The 22,970-nt window shown below is 76.1% G+C and carries 21 protein-coding genes; 16 read left to right on the top strand and 5 right to left on the bottom strand.

Annotated features, from left to right (window positions below):
• Window positions 1-2,067: peptidase C14 (locus FA014_RS19920; RefSeq protein WP_230322963.1), on the top strand; the 2,067-nt coding region annotated here is incomplete at its 5' end.
• 233 nt (window positions 2,068-2,300) lie between these two features.
• Here FA014_RS19920 and FA014_RS07980 read toward each other — a convergent pair.
• Window positions 2,301-3,164 carry a Gfo/Idh/MocA family oxidoreductase gene (locus FA014_RS07980; RefSeq protein WP_195969201.1) on the bottom strand — a complete coding sequence of 288 codons (864 nt, stop codon included), beginning with the start codon at window positions 3,162-3,164 and terminating at the stop codon, window positions 2,301-2,303.
• A 177-nt stretch (window positions 3,165-3,341) separates the two neighbouring features.
• Between FA014_RS07980 and FA014_RS07975 the strand changes: the two genes are divergently transcribed.
• The 14 genes from FA014_RS07975 to FA014_RS07910 all read left to right on the top strand — a co-directional run bounded on the left by FA014_RS07975 (window position 3,342) and on the right by FA014_RS07910 (window position 18,912).
• Window positions 3,342-4,208 (top strand): IclR family transcriptional regulator, encoded by an 867-nt coding sequence (locus FA014_RS07975; protein WP_154729159.1) that lies wholly within the window; start codon window positions 3,342-3,344, stop codon window positions 4,206-4,208.
• A gap of 180 nt (window positions 4,209-4,388) precedes the next feature.
• Entirely contained in the window at window positions 4,389-5,792 is a 1,404-nt protein-coding gene (locus FA014_RS07970; RefSeq protein ID WP_154729158.1) for a Gfo/Idh/MocA family protein, read from the top strand.
• Between the two features lie 91 nt (window positions 5,793-5,883).
• Window positions 5,884-7,146: an ABC transporter substrate-binding protein gene (locus FA014_RS07965; RefSeq protein ID WP_154729157.1), complete on the top strand. Its 1,263-nt coding sequence runs from the start codon at window positions 5,884-5,886 to the stop codon at window positions 7,144-7,146.
• 7 nt (window positions 7,147-7,153) lie between these two features.
• Entirely contained in the window at window positions 7,154-8,089 is a 936-nt protein-coding gene (locus FA014_RS07960; RefSeq protein WP_154729156.1) for a carbohydrate ABC transporter permease, read from the top strand.
• Window positions 8,086-8,988, top strand: a complete 903-nt coding sequence (locus FA014_RS07955; RefSeq protein ID WP_230322962.1) for a carbohydrate ABC transporter permease — start codon at window positions 8,086-8,088, stop codon at window positions 8,986-8,988. Before FA014_RS07960 ends, FA014_RS07955 begins: the two co-directional genes overlap by 4 nt.
• A 45-nt stretch (window positions 8,989-9,033) precedes the next feature.
• Window positions 9,034-10,056, top strand: a complete 1,023-nt coding sequence (locus tag FA014_RS07950) for an NAD-dependent epimerase/dehydratase family protein (protein WP_154729155.1) — start codon at window positions 9,034-9,036, stop codon at window positions 10,054-10,056.
• Window positions 10,056-11,150: a dihydrodipicolinate synthase family protein gene (locus FA014_RS07945; protein WP_154729154.1), complete on the top strand. Its 1,095-nt coding sequence runs from the start codon at window positions 10,056-10,058 to the stop codon at window positions 11,148-11,150. The genes FA014_RS07950 and FA014_RS07945 overlap by 1 nt, the downstream gene beginning before the upstream one ends.
• Window positions 11,147-12,154 carry a hydroxyacid dehydrogenase gene (locus tag FA014_RS07940; RefSeq protein ID WP_195969200.1) on the top strand — a complete coding sequence of 336 codons (1,008 nt, stop codon included), beginning with the start codon at window positions 11,147-11,149 and terminating at the stop codon, window positions 12,152-12,154. The genes FA014_RS07945 and FA014_RS07940 overlap by 4 nt, the downstream gene beginning before the upstream one ends.
• On the top strand, window positions 12,151-12,960 hold the full coding sequence (locus tag FA014_RS07935) for an HpcH/HpaI aldolase family protein (protein ID WP_154729152.1): 810 nt from the start codon (window positions 12,151-12,153) through the stop codon (window positions 12,958-12,960). Before FA014_RS07940 ends, FA014_RS07935 begins: the two co-directional genes overlap by 4 nt.
• A complete protein-coding gene (locus tag FA014_RS07930; protein WP_154729151.1) occupies window positions 12,957-14,381 on the top strand; it encodes a hypothetical protein in 1,425 nt (474 codons plus the stop codon). The genes FA014_RS07935 and FA014_RS07930 overlap by 4 nt, the downstream gene beginning before the upstream one ends.
• A complete protein-coding gene (locus tag FA014_RS07925) occupies window positions 14,378-15,226 on the top strand; it encodes an SDR family NAD(P)-dependent oxidoreductase (protein WP_154729150.1) in 849 nt (282 codons plus the stop codon). The genes FA014_RS07930 and FA014_RS07925 overlap by 4 nt, the downstream gene beginning before the upstream one ends.
• The gene (locus tag FA014_RS07920; RefSeq protein ID WP_154729149.1) at window positions 15,223-16,959 is read left to right on the top strand and encodes a dihydroxy-acid dehydratase; all 1,737 of its coding nucleotides are present in this window, start codon (window positions 15,223-15,225) and stop codon (window positions 16,957-16,959) included. The genes FA014_RS07925 and FA014_RS07920 overlap by 4 nt, the downstream gene beginning before the upstream one ends.
• A gap of 53 nt (window positions 16,960-17,012) precedes the next feature.
• Window positions 17,013-17,936, top strand: a complete 924-nt coding sequence (locus FA014_RS07915) for a dihydrodipicolinate synthase family protein (RefSeq protein WP_154729148.1) — start codon at window positions 17,013-17,015, stop codon at window positions 17,934-17,936.
• A gap of 37 nt (window positions 17,937-17,973) precedes the next feature.
• Window positions 17,974-18,912 (top strand): SMP-30/gluconolactonase/LRE family protein, encoded by a 939-nt coding sequence (locus tag FA014_RS07910; protein ID WP_195969199.1) that lies wholly within the window; start codon window positions 17,974-17,976, stop codon window positions 18,910-18,912.
• A 115-nt stretch (window positions 18,913-19,027) separates the two neighbouring features.
• Here FA014_RS07910 and FA014_RS07905 read toward each other — a convergent pair whose 3' ends face one another.
• The 3 genes from FA014_RS07905 to FA014_RS07895 form a co-directional block, all read right to left on the bottom strand.
• Entirely contained in the window at window positions 19,028-19,405 is a 378-nt protein-coding gene (locus tag FA014_RS07905; RefSeq protein ID WP_154729146.1) for a hypothetical protein, read from the bottom strand.
• Window positions 19,402-19,611, bottom strand: a complete 210-nt coding sequence (locus tag FA014_RS07900) for a ribonuclease PH (protein WP_154729145.1) — start codon at window positions 19,609-19,611, stop codon at window positions 19,402-19,404. The genes FA014_RS07905 and FA014_RS07900 overlap by 4 nt, the downstream gene beginning before the upstream one ends.
• Before the next feature lie 95 nt (window positions 19,612-19,706).
• A complete protein-coding gene (locus tag FA014_RS07895; RefSeq protein ID WP_154729144.1) occupies window positions 19,707-20,300 on the bottom strand; it encodes a DNA-3-methyladenine glycosylase I in 594 nt (197 codons plus the stop codon).
• 241 nt (window positions 20,301-20,541) lie between these two features.
• On the opposite strand from FA014_RS07895, the gene FA014_RS07890 reads away from it, so the two are divergent.
• Window positions 20,542-21,930, top strand: coding sequence for an MFS transporter (locus tag FA014_RS07890; RefSeq protein WP_154729143.1), 1,389 nt, complete (start codon window positions 20,542-20,544; stop codon window positions 21,928-21,930).
• A gap of 21 nt (window positions 21,931-21,951) precedes the next feature.
• Here the strand turns inward: FA014_RS07890 and FA014_RS07885 are convergent.
• Window positions 21,952-22,970: DUF3418 domain-containing protein (locus FA014_RS07885; RefSeq protein WP_154729142.1), on the bottom strand; the 1,019-nt coding region annotated here is incomplete at its 5' end.

Raw genomic sequence — 22,970 nt, 5'->3', positions numbered from 1 at the left:
CCGGCCACCGCCCCCGCCGGCCCCGCCCCCGCCGCCCGTGCCGCGACCGTCGCGACGGTCGCCGACCTGCGGCGCCGCACGCCGTCCGCGGGCGACGTCGTCCTGGTCGCGGGGTACGCCGCGCCGGGCGACGGCGGCGGGATGGTCGCGCGCTGGGACGACGGGTCGACCGCCGAGCCGAACGGCGGGACGGTCATCGCGTCCGACCGGCGCGCCCGCGGCCGGTGGCTGCTCGTGCACGACGGGACGCTCGACTTCCGGCAGTTCGGCGTCCTGGACGCGACGACGCCGGCGGACGACGCCCTCGACGCGATGGTCGGCGACCCCGCGGTGCACCGCATCGACGCGCACACGGACCTGAACTTCGTGCGCCGGCACCGGTTCACCCGGTCCGACCTGGTGCTGGACTTCGGGGGCCGCCTGGTCACCACCGAGGGGATCGAGCCGGCGGCGGCCAACGACCCGTTCGCGGCGGTGCTGTTCTTCCGGGGCGCCGTCACGGACCAGGTGGTGACCTCGACCCTGGCCGCGCCGCTGCCCGAGCTGGTCGACATCGTGCCCGTGCCGGACTCCGCGGCGTTCGCGGTCGGGGACTGGTACGCGGTGCAGACCGACACGCGGCCGGGGGGCGGCAGCGCCGAGCGCGAGCTGATGTACCTGGTCCAGGTGACGCAGCTCGTCGACGGCACGCACGTGCGGCTCGGCTACAAGACCGGGTGGCCGCTGGACGCCGGGCGGGTGCTGACGTTCACGCGGGTGGAGCCCGTGCAGCGGGTCACCGTGCAGCGGATGCGGTTCCGCGGGACGGGCACGGACCAGGTGACCGGCTCGCACCCGGTCGCCTTCGAGTACGCGACGCGCTGCGACGTGCACCAGGTGGACGCCGAGCACACGTTCTGGCCGGTGGTCATGCGGCGCTGGAACACCTCGTACGTGACGTCGCAGTGCTCGCTGGTCAACCCGGTCAGCGTCACCCTCGGCGGCGCGGGCTACCTCACGCAGCAGATCTCCTGCCTGTACGCGCACGTGGTCGACTGCCGGACGTCGAACGCCCGGCACCTCAACGACTTCACCTGCGCCGCGTACTCGACCGTCGAGAACTGCCACGGCGACGGCGACGTGCAGGGCCCGTTCGTCACGCACGGCCAGTACGAGCACGACCTGACCTACGTGGGGAACTCGGGCCTGATGACGTTCGCCAACTCGGGGGCCACCTGGGGCGGCCGCGCGAAGCGGGTGACCGTCCGGCAGCAGGTGGCCGCGCTGTTCTTCGCGCGGGTCGGCGTCGTGGACCTCACGCTCGAGGACTGCCAGGTGGTGCGCGACCCGAGCATGCCCGACTACGTCTCCTGGATGTGGGTGAACGCCGACGGGCTGCAGATGCGCGGGTGCCGGGTGGACGGCCGGTTCCAGCTGTCGCAGGCGACCGACCTGTCGGCGCGGCCGACGGTGATCGAGGACTGCGTGATCGGGCTGGCCGACCAGCAGGCGTCGATGCCGTTCGTGGCGGGGAACGTGACGACGCCGGTGCACCTGGTCCGCACGACGATCACCGGGCTGGACGGCGCGACGGCCCTGCTCGCGGGGACCGGGCCGCTCACGCTCACGGGCTGCACGCTGGTGGGCGCCCAGGGCGCGGCGGCGATCACGGTGGCCGCGTCCCGGCTGGTGCTCGACGGCACCGACCTGTCCGGGACGGGCGTCCTGCTCGCGGGCACCGGCGACCAGTCCCTGGTGGTGACGGGGGGATCCGGGGCGACCGGTGCGCCGGCGTCGGGGGTGGTGTTCGGCCGGGCCGCGGGCGGCGGGACGCTGACGTGGTCGTTCGACGGCTACGCCGGGACCGCCGGCTCGGCCGACGTGGCGCACGTGGCGCTGACGGGAGGGGCGAACCACTACCGGGCGACCGGGTGCACCTTCGAGGGCGGGCGCCTGGAGCTGGGTGACGGCGCCTTCGGGGCCGGTTCCTCGCTCCTGCACACGGCGAACGTCGAGCGGGGGGTCGTCCGCACGGCGCTCCCGACGACGGGCGACCGGGTGCTCACGGACGGCAACCTCGTCGTGTGACACGCGTTCGGCCAGGCCGAACGCCCGCAGGCTTTACAGAACCGTAACGCCCAGCCCTTGCCCCCGCCGTGGTCGGGCGCTTGAATGAAGCGTCCGTTCGGTTGTGCCGAATGGCGTTTGGTAAGTGCTCTTGGCGGAGCGCGAGGCAGTACTCGGGGCCGCGGCCGGGCTGGACCGCACCCCTGGAGGGCAGCACCCCGACCGGGTGCTGCCCTCCGCCGCGTCCGCCGCCGTCACGCGCACAGCGCGGCGAGCACCCGGACGGAGTCGACCAGAGCGGCGCCGGAGGGTGCGACGACGCCGGTCCGGACGCCGGCCGCGAACCGGGCGAGCACCGGCCGCAGGTAGTCGTCCGCCAGGTCCACCCGGAGGTCCTCGCGGCCGGCCGGGCCCGTGACGGCGAGGTGGTACGGGGTGCCCACGCGGTCGAGCGGGGTGGCGACCGTGATCGTCGCGACGTCGCGGCCCGCGGGCACGACCGCCGTCCGCACCCCGGCCGCGGCGGCGACGGGCACAGGCCCGTCAGGGCGGTCGCGCAGCGCGGCCAGGGCGAGCTCCACGACGTGCACGGCCGCGAACGCGAGCCCGCCGTGCGGCGAGGCCGGGTCGGCCGGCCCGCTGGCGTGGATCGCCAGGCCGCCGGGTGCCGCCCGCCAGCGCGCGGCGAGCGCCGTCGCGCCCGCGTGGAACCGCAGCGCCGAGGCGCTCGTCAGCCCGACGCCGCGCGCCGCCGCGAGCGTCACCAGGACGGCGGCGTCGTCGGGGTCGGCGGTGAAGGGCTTGTCGACCAGCACGGGGAGGTCCGCCCGCAGGAGCGGCGCCGTCAGGGCCCGGTGGCCGGCGGCGTCCCGGGTGGCGACCAGCACCGCCTCCGGCCCGTGCCGCACCACGGCGCGCGCCGTGGCCGCCGGGGCGCCCGTCCGCACCACCGGCACGCCACAGGCCCCGAGCGCGGCCAGGCGGTCGTCCGGCACCGGCTCGGCGTCCGGGGCGGCCACGACGACGACGTCGACCTCCGGGCCGAGGGAGCCCGCGCGCACGAGCCGCAGGACCTGGTCGACGTGCGAGGACGCCCCGCCGACGATCGCCAGTCGCACCCGCACCCTCCTCGTTCGTGAGGACCGAACAGCGCGCGCGGCGCCGGCCCGGACCGCCCGGCCGCACGACCCGGGCGGCCGCCGCGGCTGGCGACGACACTAGTCGGCGATGCCGAACAGCGGCTAGCCTGGCAGCACGGCGCCGGCGCGGCGCCCCGGCCAGCAGGGGGAGACCGCATGGAGCCCAGCCCGCCCGAGCCCGAGGACTCCCGGTACTGGGTCCGATCGGTGGCCCGCGCCGTCGACGTCCTCGAGCTGCTCGCCGCGCGCCCACCCGGCGAGGGCATGTCGGTGACCGAGATCGGCCAGGCGCTCGGCCTGTCCAAGAGCGCGGCCTTCGCGACCCTGTACACCCTGACGCGGCGGGGCCTGGTCGCCGACGACGGCGCGGGCATGTCGCGGCGGTACCGGCTCGGCATGGCGCTCGCGCGGCTCGGCTCGCAGGCCCTCGCGCAGACGTCCCTGCGGGACGTCGCGCGCCCGCACCTCGTGGCGCTCGCCCGGACCACGGCCGCGACCGCGCGGCTGGCCACCCTCGTGCAGGACCAGGCGGTCGTCATCGACCAGGTCGGGGGGAACGAGCGGGTCCGGCTCGACCTGCGGATGGGCAGCCACGAGCTGCCGCACTCCACCGGCCTGGGCAAGGCGATCCTGTCCTGCCTGCCCCCGGAGCAGGTCCGCGAGCTGGTGGGTCGCGTCGGCCTGCTGCGCCGCACGGCGCGCACGATCACCGACCCCGGCACGCTGCTCGCGCACCTGGCCGAGAGCCGCGCCCAGGGCTACGCGATCGACGACGAGGAGGACGCCGAGGGCGTGTTCTGCATCGGCTCGCCGCTGCTCGGGCACGACGGCGCGTGCGTCGGGGCGATCTCGATCACCGGCCTCAAGCTCGACCAGCCGGCCTGGCACTACCAGGAGCTCGGCCGCACGGTGCGGGACGCCGCCGGGCGCATCTCGCGCGACCTCGGGTACGACCCGGACGCCCCCGCGGTGACCACGGTCGGTGGCCCCGAGGTGGTTGACGGACCGGCGCCCCCCGGCTAGCGTCCCGTCCCACTGCACGACCCGCCCCAGCCCGGGAGGGTCGTCGCGACGCAGGCCAGCCCCCTGCGCTCCGCCAGACGGTCGCCCTCGACGGGGAGGACGACCGCCAGCACGGCCCCCGACGCCACGACGCGCACCGCGCGGACGAGTCCAGACGCGACGAGTCCCCAGGCGGTCGGCATGGCAACGAGCAGCGAGACGTCCCGTGGCACGACGGGTGCGCCCACGGGCGTCCCCGCGCCCGCCGGGACGCGGTCGCCCACGGCGCCCGCCGCCCCCGCGGCCGGCACCTGGGAGCGGGCGGCGCGACGGCGACCCGCCGACGCCGTGGCCGGCCTCCCGCCCGTCACCGTGGCCCTGGTCGGCGCCGGCAACCGCGGGCAGACGTACCTGTCGTGGGCGCGGGAGCACCCCGGCCGGGCCCGGCTGGTCGCGGTCGCCGACCCGGAGCGGCGGCGGCGCGACCTGGTGGCGGCGGGCGACCCCGGCGTGGCGCACTACGCGGACTGGCGCGACCTCGTGGCGCAGGGCCGGGTCGCGGACATGGTGGTCATCGCCACTCAGGACCGGGACCACGCGGAGCCGGCGGAGGCCTTCGCCGCGCTGGGCTACGCGGTGCTGCTCGAGAAGCCGATCGCGCCCACCGAGGAGGAGTGCCGCCGGATCGTCGCCGCGGTCGAGCGCGCCGGCGTGCTGTTCGGGGTGTGCCACGTCCTGCGGTACACGCCGTACACCGACCTGGTGAAGGAGGTCGTCGACTCCGGCGTCCTCGGCCGGGTGGTCGACGTGCAGCACCTGGAGCCGGTCGGCTGGTGGCACATGGCGCACTCGTACGTGCGCGGCCCCTGGCGGCGCGAGGACGAGTCGGCGCCCATGCTGCTGGCCAAGTCGTGCCACGACGTCGACTGGATCCGGTACGTCACCGGCCTGCGGGTCGAGTCCGTCTCCTCCTACGGGTCGCTCACGGAGTTCCGCCCCGAGCACCGGCCCGCCGGTGCGGCGGACCGGTGCCTCGACTGCGCGCTCGAGCCGACCTGCCCCTACTCCGCGCCCCGGCTGTACCTGGGCACGCTGCGGGCCGACGGCCCCGTGTGGCCGGTCACCGTCGTCACGTCGCGCACCGACGAGCAGGGGGTCGTCGACGCGCTGCGCACGGGCCCGTACGGGCGGTGCGTGTGGGACTGCGACAACGACGTCGTGGACCACCAGGTGGTCGCGATGCGGCTCGAGGGCGGCGCCGCGGCCACGTTCACGATGACGGCGTTCTCGGAGCAGACCCACCGGCAGACCCGGGTGTTCGGCACCCACGGGTCGCTGGAGGGCGACGGCGAGCGGGTGCGGGTCGTGGACTTCCGCGACAACACCGTCCGCGTGCTCGACACCGGCGCCGCGGGGTCGAACGCCGCGGACGGCCACGGCGGCGGCGACGCCGGCCTGATGGACGCCTTCACCGCCGCGGTCGCCACCGGCGACCGCACCTGGGTCCGGTCCGGCGCGGCCGAGTCCCTCGACAGCCACCTCGTCGTGTTCGCCGCCGAGCAGGCGCGCCGCACCGGCCAGGTCCGGGAGGTGGGCGCCGCGTGACGGCCGCCGACCGGGGCACCACGCACCACCCGCACGTCCCCCAGCAGTCCCTGCCTTCCCCCGACCCCAGGGTCCTGACCAAGGAGATGCGATGAGACTCGCGACGAAGTCGCTGGTGGCGGCCGGAGCCGCCTGCACCGTCCTGCTCGCCGGCTGTTCCTCCTCCTCCGACGGCGGCTCCGCCGGCGGCGGCGAGGACGGCGCGCTGTCCGGCGAGGTGACGATGTGGATCTACCCGATCATCGCGGACGAGGCCGCGCACACCGGCTTCTGGGACGCGCAGGTCGCGGCGTTCACCGAGGAGAACCCGGACGTCGACGTGAAGGTCCAGGTCTACCCGTGGGCCGGCCGCGACGAGTCGCTGACCACCGCCATCGCGTCGGGCACCGGCCCGGACGTCGTCTACCTGATCCCCGACCAGCTGGCGACGTACCAGTCGTCCATCGAGCCGGTCGACGACTACCTGTCCGCGGAGCACGTCGCCGACATCCTCCCGAACGTCGCCGACTCGATCACCGTCGACGGCCAGATGCTCGGGGCGCCCCTGCTGACCAGCTCCAACCCGCTCGTCTGCGACAAGGCGGCGTTCGACGCGATCGGCTCCACCACCTACCCGGCCACGTGGGACGACCTGCTGGACCTCGCGCCCGACCTCGCCGAGCAGGGCATCTACGCGACCAACTACTGGGGCTCGCCGGAGGTCACGCTGAACATGACGTTCTACCCGCTGCTGTGGCAGGCGGGCGGGGACGTGTTCAGCGAGGACGGCACGTCGGTGGCGTTCAACTCCGACGAGGGCGTCGAGGCGCTCGAGTTCCTGGTCGAGCTCAACGAGGGCGGCTACCTGGAGCCCGACCTGATCACGACCACCCCGAGCATCGAGCAGACCGCGCTCGCGCAGAACAAGGTCGCCTGCACCTGGCAGTCCGGCCCGGCGGACGTCGAGTCGTACTGGGGCACCGAGAACATCGTCATCCAGCCGCCGCTGACCCACGAGGAGACGGTCGGCTACGGCACGGTCGGGTCGCTGTCGATGCTGAAGGGCTCGGAGAACAAGGCCGCCGCGGGCGCGTGGATCGACTTCGTCACCTCGGCCGACCCGGTCACCGAGTTCGTCACCACCGCGAAGATGTTCTCCCCGCTCTCCTCGACGGGCGAGCTCTACGCCGACGACCCGGTGTACGGGGCGATCGAGCAGACCATCCCCGACACCACGGTCGGCCCGGTCAACGAGCACGCGCGCGAGGTGATGGGCGTCCTCGCCCCGGAGATCCAGGCCGCGCTGCTCGGGCAGAAGTCCGCGCAGGAGGCGCTGGACGACGCCGCCGCCTCGGCCGACGCGATGCTGGGCTGACCAGGCGATGACCTCCGCACTGCACGAGCCCGCCGCGGCGCCCGCGCGCCGCGGCGGGCCCGCCCGGGCCGGCCGGCGCTCCGTGATGGCGCGCTGGGACGCGCGCATCGGCCTGCTGTTCGCCCTGCCGACGTTCCTGCTGTTCCTGGCGTTCCGGTTCGGCCCCGCGATCGCGGGCGTCGGGCTGTCGTTCTTCGACTACGACATCTCCGGCTCCCTCGAGTGGGAGGGGCTCGCCAACTTCGAGCGCATGGTCGGGGACCCGGTGTTCTGGCAGGCGCTGCGGGTCACCGTGCTCTACACGCTGCTCGCGGTGCCGCTGTCGCTCGGGATGTCGCTCGTCATGGCGCTCGCGGTCCGCCGCCGGTTCCGCGGCGTCGGGTTCTTCCGCTCGGTGTTCTTCCTGCCGGTCATCACGTCGCTGGTGCTCGCGGGCACGGTGTTCGTCTGGGTGTTCTCGACCGACGGCCCCGTGTCGACGATCTCGCAGTGGCTCGGCGGCAGCGGCCAGTCGTGGCTCTCGTCGTCGCTGCTCGTGGTCCCGGCGCTGGTGCTCGTCGGCGTCTGGTCGCGGTTCGGCTACGGGATGCTCATCCTGCTCGCCGGGCTCCAGGAGGTCCCCCGCGAGCTCGAGGAGGCGGCGCTGACCGACGGCGCCGGCCCGTGGGCGCGGTTCCGGCACATCGTGCTGCCGCACCTGAGGCCCTCGCTGTTCTTCCTCGCGGTCATCGAGACGACGGCGTCGTTCCAGGTGTTCGACCTGATCTTCGTCATGACCCAGGGCGGCCCGGCCCGCGGCAGCTACACGCTCGTCTACATGCTCTACGACCAGGGCTTCAAGTACGTGGACTACGGCTACGCCGCGGCGATCGGCGTCGCGCTGTTCGCCATGACCCTCGTCGTGGCCGTGATCCAGCGTCGCTTCCTCGGGAGGGAATCGTGAGCGCCCCCACTCTGCCGGTCGGCGCCCCGCCGGCCGCCCCGCCCGCCGCCGCCCGAGCGCGTCGCCGCCCCTACCGGGCGCTCGAGCCGACCCGCCGCGGCAAGGTCCTGCGCGGGCTGCTGCTGGCGGCCGGCTCGGTGCTCACGATCTTCCCGTTCTACGCGATGGTCGTGATCGCGCTGCGACCGGAGACGGCGATCGACTTCCCGTCCTCGCTGCTGCCGTGGAACCTCGACACCTCGGCGTTCCGCGAGGTGCTCGCCGGCCAGGACATGCTGCGCTGGACCCTGAACAGCGTCGTGTACTCGGTGGTGTCCGTCGTCGCGGTGCTCGTGATGGCGTCGATGGCCGGCTACGCGTTCGCCAAGAAGCGGTTCCCGGGCCGGGAGGCGATGTTCTGGTCGTTCCTCGCGATGGTGATGGTGCCGTACCACGTGACGCTCATCCCGACCTTCATCGTGATGGCGAAGCTCGGCGGCGTGGACACCTACTGGGGGCTGATCCTCCCGTCGCTCGCGAACGCCCAGGCGGTGTTCCTCATGCGGCAGTTCATCAAGGGGCTGCCGGACGAGCTGTTCGAGGCCGCGAAGATCGACGGCGCGGGGGAGTGGCGGACCTTCGCCACGATCGTGCTGCCGCTGTGCAAGCCGGTGCTCGCGACGCTCGGCACCTTCGTCTTCCTCTGGCACTGGAACGACTTCCTGTGGCCCCTGATCATCGGCAAGAGCGCGGACATGTGGACGCTCACCGTCGGCATCGCCTCCCTGCGGCAGCAGCAGGTGCCGCTGTCCGTGGTGCTGGCCGGGTCCGTCGTCGCGCTCGTCCCGATCTTCGCGGCCTACGCCGTCGCGCAGCGCTCGTTCCAGGAGGGCGTCGCGCAGACCGGCATCAAGGGCTGAGCCGCGCCCGCCCCCTCCCCGCACGTCCCACCCGGAAGGACCCGCATGTTCACGTCCGAGCAGGAGCTCGAGGACCGGCTCACCACCCCGTCGCCCGCCCTGGTCGCCGACCTCGCCCGCGGCGCCGGCGACCTGGTGATCCTCGGCGCCGGCGGCAAGATGGGCCCCACGCTCGCCGTGCTCGCCCGGCGCGCCCTCGACGCGGCCGGGCGCGACGGCGACGCGGTGCACGCCGTGTCGCGGTGGTCCGACCCCGCCCAGGCCGGGCGGCTGCGCGCCGCGGGCGTCCGGGTGGTGAGGGCCGACCTGCTCGGCGACGACGACCTCGCGGCGCTGCCGGACGGCGCGGACGTGCTGTTCATGGTGGGGGCGAAGTTCGGCGCGGCGGCGGCGCCCTCCTGGGCGTGGGCCGTGAACGCGGCGCTGCCGGACCGCGTGGCGCGCCGGTACCGGGACAGCCGGATCACGGCGTTCTCCACGGGGAACGTCTACCCGCTGGTGCCGGTCGGCAGCCAGGGGGCCGCCGAGGACCACCCGGTCGGGCCGGTCGGCGAGTACGCGATGTCCTGCCTCGGCCGGGAGCGGGTGTTCGCGCACGGCGCGCTGACGCGGGGCACGCCGGTGTCGCTGATCCGGCTCAACTACGCCGTCGACCTGCGGTACGGCGTGCTCTACGACATCGCCTCCACCATCCTCGCCGGCGAGCCGGTCGACCTCACCACCGGCCACGTGAACGTGGTGTGGCAGGGCTACGCGAACGAGGTCACCCTGCGCGCCACGGCGCACGCGTCGCCCGACGTGTTCACGCTGAACCTCACCGGACCGGAGGTGCTGCCCGTCGAGCGGGTCGCCCGCCGGCTCGCCGCGGGCCTCGGGCGCGACGTCGCGTTCACCGGGGCCCCGGCCGGCACGGCGCTGCTCAACGACGCCACCCGGTGCCTCGACCTGTTCGGCTACCCCGACGTCACCGCGGGCACCCTCGTCGACTGGCAGGCGCAGTGGCTCGCCGCCGGCCTGCCGACCAGCGGGAAGCCCACCAAGTGGGCCGTCCGGGACGGGCGGTTCTGATGGCCGCGCCCGCCCTGCCGCGCGACGTCGCGGCGCTGCTCCGCGCCGGGACGGTGATCCCGGCGCACCCGCTCGCGCTCACCGAGGACCGCCGGCTCGACGAGCGGCACCAGCGCGCGCTGACCCGGTACTACGCCGATGCCGGCGCGGGCGGGGTCGCCGTCGGGGTGCACACCACGCAGTTCGAGATCCGGGACGTCGGCCTGTACGAGCCGGTGCTCGCGCTCGCCGCCGACACCCTGGACGGCGCGCTCGCCGCGGACCGGCCCTTCGTCCGGGTCGCCGGCGTCGCGGGGCCGACCGCCCAGGCGGTGGCCGAGGCCGAGGTCGCCGCGTCGCTCGGGTACCACGCGGTGCTGCTGAGCCCGCCCCGCCCCGCGCCCGGCGACCCGCTGCTCGCCGACCCCGCCCGGCTCGAGGACCACGCGATCGAGCGGGCCGCCGCCGTCGGCGAGGTGCTGCCGGTGATCGGCTTCTACCTGCAGTCCGCCATCCGCGGGCCGCGGCTCTCCCTCGACTTCTGGCGCAGTTTCGCGGAGCTGGAGGCGGTGGTGGCGATCAAGGCGGCGCCGTTCGACCGGTACCGCACCCTCGACGTGGCCCGCGCCGTCGCCGGGGCGTCCCGCGGCGCGGAGATCGCCCTGTACACGGGCAACGACGACGGGATCGTCGCGGACCTGCTGGCCGACCTCACGTTCGACGGGCCGGACGGCGCGCCGGTCACGCGGCGGGTGGTCGGCGGCCTGCTCGGGCACTGGTCGGTGTGGACGCGGCGCGCCGTCGAGCTGCACGAGCAGGTGGGCCGGGCGCGCGCCGGCGACCGGGAGGCGCTGGCCGACCTGGTCGCGCGGTCCGCCGCGGTCACCGACGCCAACGCGGCGCTGTTCGACCCGCAGCACGGGTTCGCCGGCTGCATCGCGGGCGTGCACGAGGTGTTGCGCCGGCAGGGCCTGCTGGCCGGGACCTGGTGCCTCGACCCGGACGAGACCCTGTCGCCGGGGCAGGCGGACGAGATCGACCGGGTGCTCCGGCTGCACCCCTGGCTGTCCGACGACGCGTTCGTCGCCGAGCACCTCGACGGGTGGCTGGCGTGACGGCCGTCCTGGTCGCGGTGCCGCCGGACCTCCGGGCCGCGTTCTTCGACGCCGCCGCCGAGGCGGGGCTGCGCGCGGCCGCCGCCGCTCTCGGCGGGCACGTGGCGTGGCTCGACGGCGGCGCGGCGCTCCTCGACGCGACCCGCTGGCCCCAGGCCCGCGTGCTGGTCACCACCTGGGGGCAGCCGCCGCTGGACGCCGACCTGCTCGACCGGCTGCCGGCGCTCGGCCTCGTCGCGCACACCGGCGCCACCGTCCGGCCGTTCCGCACGCCCGCCGTCGCGGCGCGCGGGATCGCGGTGACGCAGGCCGGGCAGGGGATGGCGCGGTCCGTCGCGGAGGTGGCGCTCACCTTCACGTTGGCGCTGCTGCACCGGGTGCCGCGGTCCGACCACGCACTGCACGCGGGCACGCCCTGGGCCGCCGCGGAGGCGGCGCCCCCGCGGCACGAGGTGCTCGGGACCACGATCGGCGTCGTCGGCGCCTCGCGGACGGGCCGGGCGAACATCGCGCTGCTGCGGGCGCTCGGCGCGCACGTCCTGGTCAGCGACCCCTACCTGACCACGGAGGACGCCGCGACGCTGGGGGTGGAGCCCGTCGCGCTGGACGACCTGCTGCGGCGCTCGCGGGTCGTGGTGCTGCACGCGCCGTCCCTGCCCGGCACCCACCACCTGATCGACGCGCGGCGCCTGGCCCTGCTGCCCGACGGGGCCGGCCTGGTCAACACCGCGCGGTCCTGGCTGGTGGACGAGGCGGCCCTGCTGGCCGAGCTGCGCACCGGGCGGATCGACGCGGCGCTGGACGTGTTCGACGAGGAGCCGCTCCCCGGCGACCACCCGCTGCGGGGGCTGCCGAACGTGCTGCTGACGCCGCACCACGCGGCGGGCACCGTGGAGGGCCGGCTGCGGCAGGGCGGCATCGTGGCGGACGAGGTGGCGCGGTACGCGCGCGGCGACGCGCTGCGGCACGCGGTGACGGACGAGGACCTGGAGCGGATGGCATGAGCGGGCACGGGGCACGGGTGCGGGAGCGGTGGACGGCGGGGGAGCCGGCGCACGGCGTGTGGAGCACGCTGCCGGACCCGGTGGTGGCGGAGCTGCTCGGCCGGGCCGGGTACGACTACGTGTGCGTCGACCTGCAGCACGGGATGACGGGCCCCGGCACGGTGCTCCCGGTGCTGCAGGCCCTGCGGCACACGCCGGCGACGACGCTCGTCCGGGTGCCCGGGCCCGATCCCGAGCTGATGATGCGCGCGCTGGACCTGGGCGCCGACGGGGTGGTCGTCCCCATGGTCGACACCCCGGAGCAGGCGGCGGCCGCGGTCGCCGCGTGCACCTACCCGCCCGGCGGCGTCCGGTCCTGGGGCCCGGTGTGGGGCGACGTCGACGGCGCGGCACCCCCGCCGGCCGAGGCGGACGCCGGCCGGCTCGTGGTCGTCATGGTGGAGACGGCGGCCGGGTTGCGGAACGCCGCGGCGATCGCGGCGGTGCCGGGCGTGGCCGCGGTCTACGTCGGGCCGAACGACCTCGCGCTGTCCCTCGGCCACGGCCGCGCGACCTACACGACCTCGCCGGACGTGCACGCGGCGCTCGACGGCCTCGTGGCCGCGGCGGCCGGCGCGGGGACCGTGCTGGGCCTGCACTGCGCGACTCCCGAGATGGCGGCGTACTGGCAGGCGCGCGGCGTGCGGATGCTCACCGTCGCCACCGACACCACCCTGCTGCGGGCCGGCTCGGCGGACGCGCTCGCGCGGGCCGGCGGCGACCCGCGGGCCGGTGCGCCGGCCGCGCCGGCGGGGGGTGCGCGGTGACCGGGGCGCCCGTGCTGCGCGACGTCGCGCCGGCCGTGACGACCTGGACCCCGCGGGAGTCCCGGCTGCGCGCCGGCGTCGGCCGCGCGGACATCACCCCGCCGGTCGGCGTCCGGGCGCACAACTGGGGCGCGTCCCGCACCGAGGTCGCCACCGGTGTGCACCGGCCGCTCACCGCCACCGCGCTCGCCTTCCACGACCCGGGCGCCGGGCGGTGGCGGTACCTGCTGACGCTCGACCTGGGCTGGTGGCGGGACGCGGCGTCCTTCGAGCGGCTGCGCGACCCGCTGCTGCGGGCCCTGCGGGCGGAGCCCGACGACCTGCTGCTGCACCTGGTGCACACCCACGCCGGCCCGTCGGTGTCGGACCTGGGGCTCGACCTGCCCGGGGCGGACCTGCTCGACGGCTACCACCGCAGCCTCGAGGCGGGGGCGCGCGCCGCGTGCCGCACGGCCCGGGACGCCGCCGTCGACGCCGTGGTCACGTGGGGCTCGGGGTGGTCCGACCTGGCCGTCGCCCGGAACCTGCCCTGCGGGGACCGGGACGTCGTGGCGTTCGACCCGGGGACGCCCGCCGACGGCACCCTCGTCGTCGGGCGGGTGTCGCCGGCCGCCGGCGGGGCACCGCTCGGCGTCCTGCTCAACTACGCCTGCCACCCGACGACGCTCGCGCACCGCAACAGCCTGGTGTCGCCCGACCTCGTGGGGGCCGCACGCGAGGTGGTCGAGGCCGCGACGGGGGCGCCGTGCCTGTTCCTGCAGGGCGCCTCGGGCGAGCTGGCGCCCCGCGAGCAGTACGGGCCGGGCACCGAGCAGGCGGACCGCAACGGGCGGGCGCTCGGCCACGCCGCGGTCGCCGTGCTCGAGCAGCTCGGCGACCCGGGCACCCGGCTGCGGTTCGACGGCGTGGTCGAGTCCGGCGCCCCGCTGGGGCTCTGGGTCCGCGAGCCGGCCCCCGACCCGGCCGGGGTGCGCTGCGCCGCGCGCACCGTCCCGCTCGCGGCGCGCCCGGCACCGACCGCCGCGCAGGTCGCCGAGCAGTGGGCCGGGATCGACCCGGTCGCGGCCGCCGAGCGCGTGCGCCGCGCCACCCGGCTGGCCGACGGCTACGTGGCGGACGGCGTCGCCGCCCACCCGCTGTGGGTCTGGGGCCTGGGCGACGCCGTGGTCGTGGCGCACCCGGGCGAGGCGTTCTCCGCCCTGCAGACCGAGTTGCGCCGCCGCCACCCCGACCGCGCGGTGCTCGTCCTCAACCTCACCAACGGCCCCGGGTTCGTCTACCTGCCGGACCGGGCCTCCTACGACCGCGACCGCTACCAGGTGTGGCAGACGCTCCTGGCCCCGGGCGGCCTGGAGGACCTGACCGACGCGGCGGACGCCCTCGTCGCCGCCCTGCCCCGACCCCGCGAGGTGACCGCATGACCGCTCCCGCCGCCCCGTCCGCCCCTCGGCCCACCGCCCCGCCCGGCCGCTCCGTCGTCGTCACCGGCTCGTCCTCCGGGATCGGCCGGGCGATCGCGCACCGGCTCGCCGCGGACGGCTGGTCCGTGGTGGTCGTCGGCCGCGACGCCGGGCGGGTGGACGCGGTGGTGGCCGAGGTCGCGGCCGCCGGCGGGACCGCGGCCGGGTGCGTGGGCGACGTCGCGGAGCGCGCCCTGCACCGCCGGCTGCTCGCGACGGCGCTCGGCCTGGCGCCGCTCGGCGGCTGGGTGAACTGCGCCGGCACCACCGTCCGGAACGGGCTCACCGAGCTGTCCGAGGAGGTCACACTCGACATGGTCCGCGGGAACCAGCTCGGCTCGCTGTGGGGCTGCGAGACCGCCGTCGCGCACTGGGTCGCCGAGGGCCGCGGCGGGTCGGTGGTCAGCATGTCGTCCGTGCACGGCCGCGCCGCCTACCCCGAGCACACCGTCTACGAGATGACCAAGGCCGCGGTCGAGGCGCTCACCCGGTCGGTGGCCGTGACCTACGCGGCCCGCGGCATCCGGGCCAACGCCGTCGCCCCCGGGGCGGTGCGGTCCCCCGCGCTCGAGGCGTCGTTCGGGCGCGCCCCGGACCCCGCGGCCGCCGAGGCGTTCCTCGCCCGGCGGTCGCCGGCCCTGCGCATCGCCGAGCCGGCGGAGGTCGCCGCCGTCGTCGCCTTCCTGCTCTCCGACGACGCGTCGTACGTGTCCGGGCAGACCATCGCGATCGACGGCGGCTGGACCGCGGCGCTCGGGGCCGACCCCGAGGACGCGGGCGCGCGGCGGTCGGGGGTGGGTGCGTGACGCTGCGCAGCGTCGGCTGGTTCGCCGGGGACGACGAGGTGGCGGTGCTGCACCGCGTCGCCCTGCGGCTCGGGCCCGAGGACGCCGGCCGCCCCGTGATCGGCATCGCGGACACCGCCTCCGACCTCAACCCGTGCAACGCCGGGTTCACCGCGCTCGCCGAGCACGTCGCCGACGGGGTCCGCGCGGCGGGCGGCGTCCCGGTGCGGTTCCCCGTGATGTCGCTGGGCGAGGACCTGATGAAGCCGTCCGCGATGCTCTACCGGAACCTCGTCGCGATGGAGCTCGAGGAGACCGTCCGCGCGTACCCGCTCGACGGCGTCGTCCACCTCGCGAACTGCGACAAGACCGTCCCCGCTGCGCTCATGGCCGCCGCCAGCGCGGACGTGCCCGCCCTGCTGCTGCTCGGGGGCGCGCGGTCGGCGCCGGAGTTCCGCGGCCGGGCGCTCGGGGCGGGCACCGACCTGTGGCGCGCTCTCGACGACCGGCGCGCCGGCGTGCTCGACGACGCCGGCTGGCGCGGTCTGGAGCAGTGCCTGGCGTGCGCCGGCCCCGGTGCCTGCAACGTCATGGGCACCGCGTCCACGCTCGCGATGCTGACCGAGGCGATGGGCATGGCCCTGCCGGGGACCGCCCTGCTCGACGCCGTGGGCCCCGACATCGAGGCGGCGGCCCGCGCGACGGGCGAGCGGCTCGTCGCCATGGTGCGGGCCGACGAGCGCCCGTCGGCCCGGCTCACCCAGGCGGCGCTCGACACCGCGGCGCGGGTGCTCGCGGCCGTGGGCGGCTCCACGAACGCCGTCATCCACCTGGCCGCGGTCGCCGGGCGGCTGGGGCTCGACGCCTCCCTCGACCGGTTCGACGCCCTGTGGCGGGGCGTGCCGCTGCTCGCGGACGTCGAGCCGTGCGGGTCCGGCCTGGTGCACCGGCTGCGCCGCGACGGGGGGCTGCCGACGGTCCTCGCCGCGCTGGGCGCCGGGGGCCTCGCCGACCTGGACGCCGTGGCCGGCGACGGGCGCGCGTGGCGCGACGTCCTGCCGGCCTACCCCGCGCCGGGGGCGGACGGCTCGCTGGTGCGGACGCTCGCCGACCCCGTGCTGCCGGCCCCGACCCTCGCGGCCGTCTCCGGCACGCTCGCCCCGTCGGGCGCCGTGATCAAGGTCGCCGCCGCGAGCCCCGACCTGCTCGCGCACACCGGGCGGGCCGTGGTGTTCGACTCCTACGACGACATGCGGACCCGGCTCGACGACCCCGCGCTCGAGGTCGACCCCGGCGACGTCCTCGTCGTCCGCGGCTGCGGCCCCGTCGGCGTGCCCGGCATGCCCGAGTGGGGCATGGCGCCGATCCCGCAGCGCCTCGTGGAGCGCGGCGTCCGCGACATGGTGCGCGTCAGCGACGGCCGGATGAGCGGCACGTCGTTCGGCACGGTGGTGCTGCACGTCGCGCCCGAGGCGGCCGTGGGCGGCCCGCTCGGGCTCGTCGAGGACGGCGACCGCGTCCGGCTCGACGTCCCGGCGCGGCGCCTCGACCTGCTCGTGCCGGACGCCGAGCTGGCCCGCCGGCGGTCCGCCCGCGGGGCGGCCCCGCGGGCGGGGGCGCAGCACCTGCGCGGCTGGCCCCGCCTCTACGCCGACCACGTGCTGCAGGCCGACCGCGGCGCCGACCTGGACTTCCTGACCGCGCCCACCCCGGCGCACCGCACCTTCGTCGAACCCGTCGTGGGCCGCTCGTGACCGCGCCCCGCGACCCCCACCCGACCGCACGACCCACTCACCGAGGAGACCCGATGTCCGCACCGCGCCCCCTGGCCGGCGTCCTGCCGGTCGTCCAGACCCCGTTCACCGCCGACGGGACGATCGACGAGGCCGCGCTGCGCCGCGAGGTCGACTGGGTCGTCGACCAGGGCGCCCACGGCGTCACCACCGGCATGGTCAGCGAGATCCTGCGCATGACCTCGACCGAGTGCGCCCGGCTCGCGGAGGTGGTCGCCGAGCAGGCGCGCGCCCGCGGGGCCCTGGCCGTCGTGAGCTGCGGCGCCGAGTCCACGTTCGGCGCGGTGGAGGCCGCACGGCACGCCGAGGCCGTCGGCGCCGACGCCGTCATGGCGATCCCGCCGATCACGGTGCAGCTCGGGGACGACGCCCTGTTCGGCTACTACTCCGCGATCGTGGAGGCCACCGGCCTGGGCGTGGTCGTCCAGGACGCCTCCGGGTACGTGGGCCGGTCCCTGTCCATCGACCTGCAGATGCGGCTGCTCGACCGGTACGGCGAGCGGGTCTACTTCAAGCCGGAGGCGGCGCCGATCGGCCAGCGCCTCACCCAGCTCCGTGAGGCGACCGGCGGGCGCGCCCGCGTCTTCGAGGGCACCGGCGGCGCCGCGCTGGTCGACTCCTACCGCCGCGGCGTCGTCGGGACCATGCCGGGCGCGGAGGTGACCTGGGCCATCGTGCGGCTCTGGGAGCTCGTCGAGGCCGGGCGGTGGGACACCGCGTACGAGATCAGCGGGCCGCTGTCCGCCCTCGTCGCCCTGCAGACCTCCATCGACGTGTTCGTGGCCGTCGAGAAGCACCTCCTGGTCCGGCAGGGCGTGCTCGAGCGCACCGACGCACGGGCGCCGCACGGCTTCGTGCTGGACCACGAGACCCGCGAGGAGGTGGACCGGCTGTTCGACCTGCTGCGCGCCCGCACCCTCTCGGCCCGGGCCGCGTGACGGGCGGCCGGGGCGCGGCCGTGCGAGGCTGCCTGGGGTGACCGACCTGCGCACCGTCCCGCTGCCCGACCGCCGGATCGACACCCGGGACCTGGTCCCGCCGGACGCGCCCGGGGCGCGGGTCCTCGGCGAGGTCCGGGCCCGCCTCGGCGAGCGGCCGGTGCACGACGCCCGCGACGGCTCCGTCGTGTGGGTCGACATCGACGCGTGCAGCGTGCACCGGTGGGCCGGCGGCGACCACGCGCGGGACGCCGTGACCAGCGTGCCGTCGCCGGTCTCCCTCGCGTGGCCCGCGGCGCGGGGCGGCCTGCTGCTCGCCACCGCCGACGGGCTCGGGGTGCACGACGGGACGACGCTCGGGCCGCTCACCCGGCCGGAGGGGATGCCCGCCGGCTACCGGTTCAACGACGGCGCCTGCGACGGCGCCGGCCGGCTCTGGGTCGCGACCATGCCGCGCGACGGCTCGGTCGGCGACGGCACCCTCTACCGCGTGGCGGAGCGCGCCGGGGGCGACGGCGCGCTCGAGGTGACCGCGGCGATCACCGGGGTCGGCTGCGGCAACGGGGTGCAGTGGAGCCCGGACGGCGCGACGCTCTACCTGACCGACACCGGCACCAGGACCGTGTACCGCGCGCCGTACGACCGGGCGACCGGCACCGTCGGTGCACCGGAGGCGTTCCTCGCCCTCGACCCCGCCGGCCCCCAGCCGGACGGCACCACCGTGGACGCCGACGGCTGCCTGTGGGTGGCGCTGTACGGCGGCGGCGCCGTCCTGCGGTTCGCGCCGGACGGCACCCCGCTCGGGGCGGTGCGCGTGCCGACGGCGCGGGTCACCTGCCTGGGGTTCGGGGCGCCCGGGTCCGGGCGGGCCTACGTGACGACCGCGCACGCGGACGGGGACCCGCTGGCGGGGGCGGTGCTGGGGGTGGACGTGCCGGTCGACGGGCTGCCGGTGCGGGCGTTCGGGGAGGGCTGACCGGCACGGGGTGGGAACCCGGCGGCTCCGTCCGCGCCTGCCTCGCAGGCCGGACGGGCTCGTGGGCGGTGCCGGCTCGCGGGCCGCGGGGCCGGCATCCCGTCGAGCGCGAGGGTCAGCGGGTGAGCAGCTGGTGCGCCCTCTGGTGCGAGACGCCCAGGACCGTCCCGACGTCGCGGACGGTGAGCCCCGCGTCCCGCAGGGCATGCGCGGCGGCACGCGACTCGGCGGCGGCCTCGCGGTTGGCGCGGTGGGCCTCCGCACGCAGGCGCGCGGCCGTCCGGACGTGCGCGTCGACCTCGTCCGGGACGGTGGGCCGCAGGTCGATCTCCACCTCGGCGGGGTCGACCTGCGCGACGAACGCGATCGCCTCCCGCATGGCGTCCGGGGCCTGGTCGAGCCGGGCCACCTCGGAGATGGCACCGGGGTGCTCGACGCACTGCAGCACCCACCAGCGTCGGCCCCGCTCGGCGGTCACCGTGTACCGCGTCACCGCCACCACCCCTTCCCGAGCACCGTCGCGTACTGGTCGAAGAACTTCCGGACCGTGACGTCGTCGATCTCCGTGTGCCGGCCGAGGGTGGAGCGCACCCCGCCGACGACGACGCCGGTGTGGTTCGTCAGCTCGACCACGTCGTAGGACACGCCGGCGTCGCGCGCGGCCCGTCGCAGCCGCCGCAGGACCGCGGTCCGCTTCACGATGGTAGTCGCGTGCGGGGTAGACGCTCAAGGCAATCCCGACCTAGACGATCTGCTCGATCATGCCGCGCGCCCGGGGATCTCCCGTCCACCGGTCACCCCGCGGCGCGGTCCAGGACGACCGGGCAGCCCGCGAGGTGGTCGTCGACGACGCCGCAGGCCTGCATCGCCGCGTACGCGGTCGTCGGGCCGACGAACCGGAAGCCGAGCCGCTTCAGCTCCTTGGCGAGGGCGGCCGACTCCGGGGTGGACGACGGCACCTCGGCGAACGTGCGCGGCCGCGGCCGGGGTTCGTCGCCGGTCGGCGCCGCGGACCAGAACACCTCGTCGAGGCTGAGCCCGCGGCCGTGCAGGTCGAGCAGGGCGCGCGCGTTGGCGACCGCGGCCGTGATCTTGGCGCGGTTCCGGATGATCCCGGTGTCGGCCATGAGCCGCTCGACGTCGTGCTCGTCGTACCCGGCGACGACGGCCGGGTCGAACCCGTCGAAGGCCGCCCGGAACCCCTCGCGCCGGCGCAGGATCGTGATCCACGACAGGCCCGACTGGAACGCCTCGAGGGTCAGCCGCTCGTAGAGCTCCCGCTCGCCGTGCACCGGGTGACCCCACTCCTCGTCGTGGTAGCGCTCGTAGAGCGGGTCGCCGTCGCCGAAGCACCGGCGGCCGGCTGCGGGGGTGTCGCTGCTCGTCATGCGGCCACTCTGCCGCAGGTGTCCGACAGGCGGCGGCGGTCCTCCACAACCCGCACCGCGACGCCGGCTGTGGACGACCTCGACGAGCCTGTCCACGATGCGGGCGCCACTTGTCTGACCCGTGAGACGGCGTAGGGTCGGCCGAGCGCTGGAGCACCGACCGTCCCGCGAGCCGACCTGGAGCCGACCCCCGACGTCACCGGTGGTCCGCGCCACCCGGATCGTCGAGGAGTCGCCACGCATGTCAGCCACCACCGCGCCCACCACCACGCCGCCGGCCGCGTCCCGGCCGCTCAACTCGCCGTCCCGCGTCATCGCGGCGAGCCTCGTGGGCACCACCATCGAGTTCTACGACTTCTACGTGTACGCGACGGCCGCCGTCCTCGTGTTCCCGAAGCTGTTCTTCCCGACCGGCAACGACACCACGGCGCTGCTCGCGTCGTTCGCGGTGTTCGGCGCCGCGATGGTCGCCCGCCCGATCGGCGCGGTCTTCTTCGGCCACCTCGGCGATCGCCGCGGCCGCAAGACCACGCTGGTCTACTCGCTGCTGACCATGGGCGTCGCGACGTTCCTCATCGGCCTGCTGCCGACGTTCGGCCACATCGGGGTCGGCGCGACCGTCGCCCTGCTGGTGCTGCGGCTCGCGCAGGGCTTCGCGCTCGGCGGCGAGTGGTCCGGCGCGGCGCTGGTCGCGACCGAGAACGCCCCCGCCGGCAAGCGCGCCTGGTACGGCACGTTCCCGCAGCTCGGTGCCCCGCTCGGCTTCATCATCGCCAACGGCATCTTCCTCGTCATCAACGGCGCCCTCGGCCAGGGCTCGGACGCGTTCATGTCCTGGGGCTGGCGCGTGCCGTTCCTGTTCTCCGCGGTGATGGTGATCATCGGCCTGTGGGTGCGGCTCAAGCTGGTCGAGTCCGAGGCGTTCACCCAGGCCGAGAAGAAGGGCACCATCACGAAGGTCCCGCTCGGCACGACGCTGAAGTTCCACTGGCGCGAGACCCTGCTCGGCACGTTCATCATGCTGGCGACCTACGTGCTGTTCTACCTGATGACGAACTTCACGCTGACCTACGGCACCCGCGCGGTCGCCCCCGAGGGCGGCGAGCCCGGCGGCCTGGGCATCCCGTACGTGCACTTCGTGCTGATGCAGATCATCGGCGTGCTGTTCTTCGGCATCTTCACGATGCTGTCCGGTCCCCTGGCCGACCGGCTCGGCCGCCGGCGCCTGCTCATCGGCGTCACCTCGGCGATCATCGTGTTCGGGCTGACGTTCCCGCTGTTCCTCACCGTGCGGGACGACCTCGTCTTCACCGGCGCGCTGACCCAGGCGTTCCTGGTCCTCGGGTTCCTGCTCATGGGCGCGACGTTCGGCCCCATGGGCGCGCTGCTGCCCGAGCTGTTCCCGACGAACGTCCGGTACACCGGCTCCGCGGTCGCCTACAACGTGTCGTCGATCCTCGGGGCCGCGCTGGCCCCGATCGTCGCGCTCGCCCTGTGGGCCACCGCCGACGGCAGCACGTGGCTGGTCGGCGTGTACCTGTCGGCGATGGGCGTCCTGACGCTGGTGGCGCTGATCCTGTCCCGCGAGACCAAGGACCAGGACTACGCCCGCTCGTCCCACGCGGACTGACCCGCGAGGGTCCTCGCGGCGCTACGCCAGCGCCGCGAGGGCCTTGCGGATGCGCTTCTCGCTGACCGGGACCGGGGTGCCGAGCTGCTGCGCGAACAGGCTGACCCGCAGCTCCTCCAGCAGCCACCGCGCGTCGTCCAGCGCGGCCAGGTCGGCCGGCACGAGCGTCCGGCTCGTCACCCGCGCCCGCGTCTGCCCGAGCAGCTGCTCCAGGTCGCGCACCTGCCAGGCCAGCTGCTCGTCGCGGGCCGGGTTGCCGGCGGCCTTCTCCAGCCGGTACGCCGCGGCGCGCAGGTAGCGCGCCAGGTGGGGCAGCCGGTCGGCGCCGGTCGCGGAGACGAAGCCGTCGTGCACGAGGCGTGCGGCCTGCTCCTGCACGTCGCGGACGGTGCCGAGCAGCGCCAGCGAGCGGGTGCCGCGGACGGCGCCGTCGAGGTCCCGGGCGGCGGCGAGCACCGCGACGAGGTCCTGCACCACGCGGTGCACGGTGTCCTCGAGCCGGTCCCGGACGAACCCGCGGGCGGCGGCGTACGCGTCGGCTGACCGGACGGCGGTGGCGGGGCGGCCGCCCAGGTGCTCCGTCAGCAGCAGGTCGACCGCCGCGAGCTGCACGTCGGCGACCAGCGCCTCGGTGCTCGGGTACGGGCTCGCCGCGAGGGTGAGCGCCTGGGTGCCGGACCACCGCGACGTGATCCGGCCCGCGGCCAGGCCGACGTCCCGGAGCAGCAGGCGGCGCAGGCCGCGGCGGTGCCGGACGGCCTGGTCGCCGGCGTCGGCCAGCACCTCGACCCGGACGGTCGCCGCCGGGCCGGTGCCGTGCTCCACCAGCGCGGGGTAGCCGCGCACCGTCAGGCCGCTGGCGTCCTGCGTCTCGACCCGCTCGGGCAGCGTCCCGCCGGGCAGGTCCGCGGGCCACGTGTCGAGGTCAGTGCCGTCGAAGCCGGGCAGGGCGGACGTCGCGGGCCGGGCGCCGGGTCCGGGGACGCCGGCGCTCCCGCCGCGCGCGTGCGCCGCCGCGCCGTCGCCGGCGTCGCCGCCCG

The sequence above is a fragment of the Cellulomonas hominis genome (assembly GCF_005239125.1).
Lineage (GTDB): Bacteria > Actinomycetota > Actinomycetes > Actinomycetales > Cellulomonadaceae > Cellulomonas > Cellulomonas hominis_A.
This window is presented reverse-complemented; position numbering and strand designations above follow the sequence as displayed.

Coding starts and splice junctions, on each gene's coding strand:
- FA014_RS07975 (WP_154729159.1), top strand. CDS start 3,342: ATGGAGCCCAGCCCGCCCGAGCCCGAGGACTCCCGGTACTGGGTCCGA.
- FA014_RS07970 (WP_154729158.1), top strand. CDS start 4,389: ATGGCAACGAGCAGCGAGACGTCCCGTGGCACGACGGGTGCGCCCACG.
- FA014_RS07965 (WP_154729157.1), top strand. CDS start 5,884: ATGAGACTCGCGACGAAGTCGCTGGTGGCGGCCGGAGCCGCCTGCACC.
- FA014_RS07960 (WP_154729156.1), top strand. CDS start 7,154: ATGACCTCCGCACTGCACGAGCCCGCCGCGGCGCCCGCGCGCCGCGGC.
- FA014_RS07950 (WP_154729155.1), top strand. CDS start 9,034: ATGTTCACGTCCGAGCAGGAGCTCGAGGACCGGCTCACCACCCCGTCG.
- FA014_RS07945 (WP_154729154.1), top strand. CDS start 10,056: ATGGCCGCGCCCGCCCTGCCGCGCGACGTCGCGGCGCTGCTCCGCGCC.
- FA014_RS07935 (WP_154729152.1), top strand. CDS start 12,151: ATGAGCGGGCACGGGGCACGGGTGCGGGAGCGGTGGACGGCGGGGGAG.
- FA014_RS07925 (WP_154729150.1), top strand. CDS start 14,378: ATGACCGCTCCCGCCGCCCCGTCCGCCCCTCGGCCCACCGCCCCGCCC.
- FA014_RS07915 (WP_154729148.1), top strand. CDS start 17,013: ATGTCCGCACCGCGCCCCCTGGCCGGCGTCCTGCCGGTCGTCCAGACC.
- FA014_RS07895 (WP_154729144.1), bottom strand. CDS start 20,300: ATGACGAGCAGCGACACCCCCGCAGCCGGCCGCCGGTGCTTCGGCGAC.
- FA014_RS07890 (WP_154729143.1), top strand. CDS start 20,542: ATGTCAGCCACCACCGCGCCCACCACCACGCCGCCGGCCGCGTCCCGG.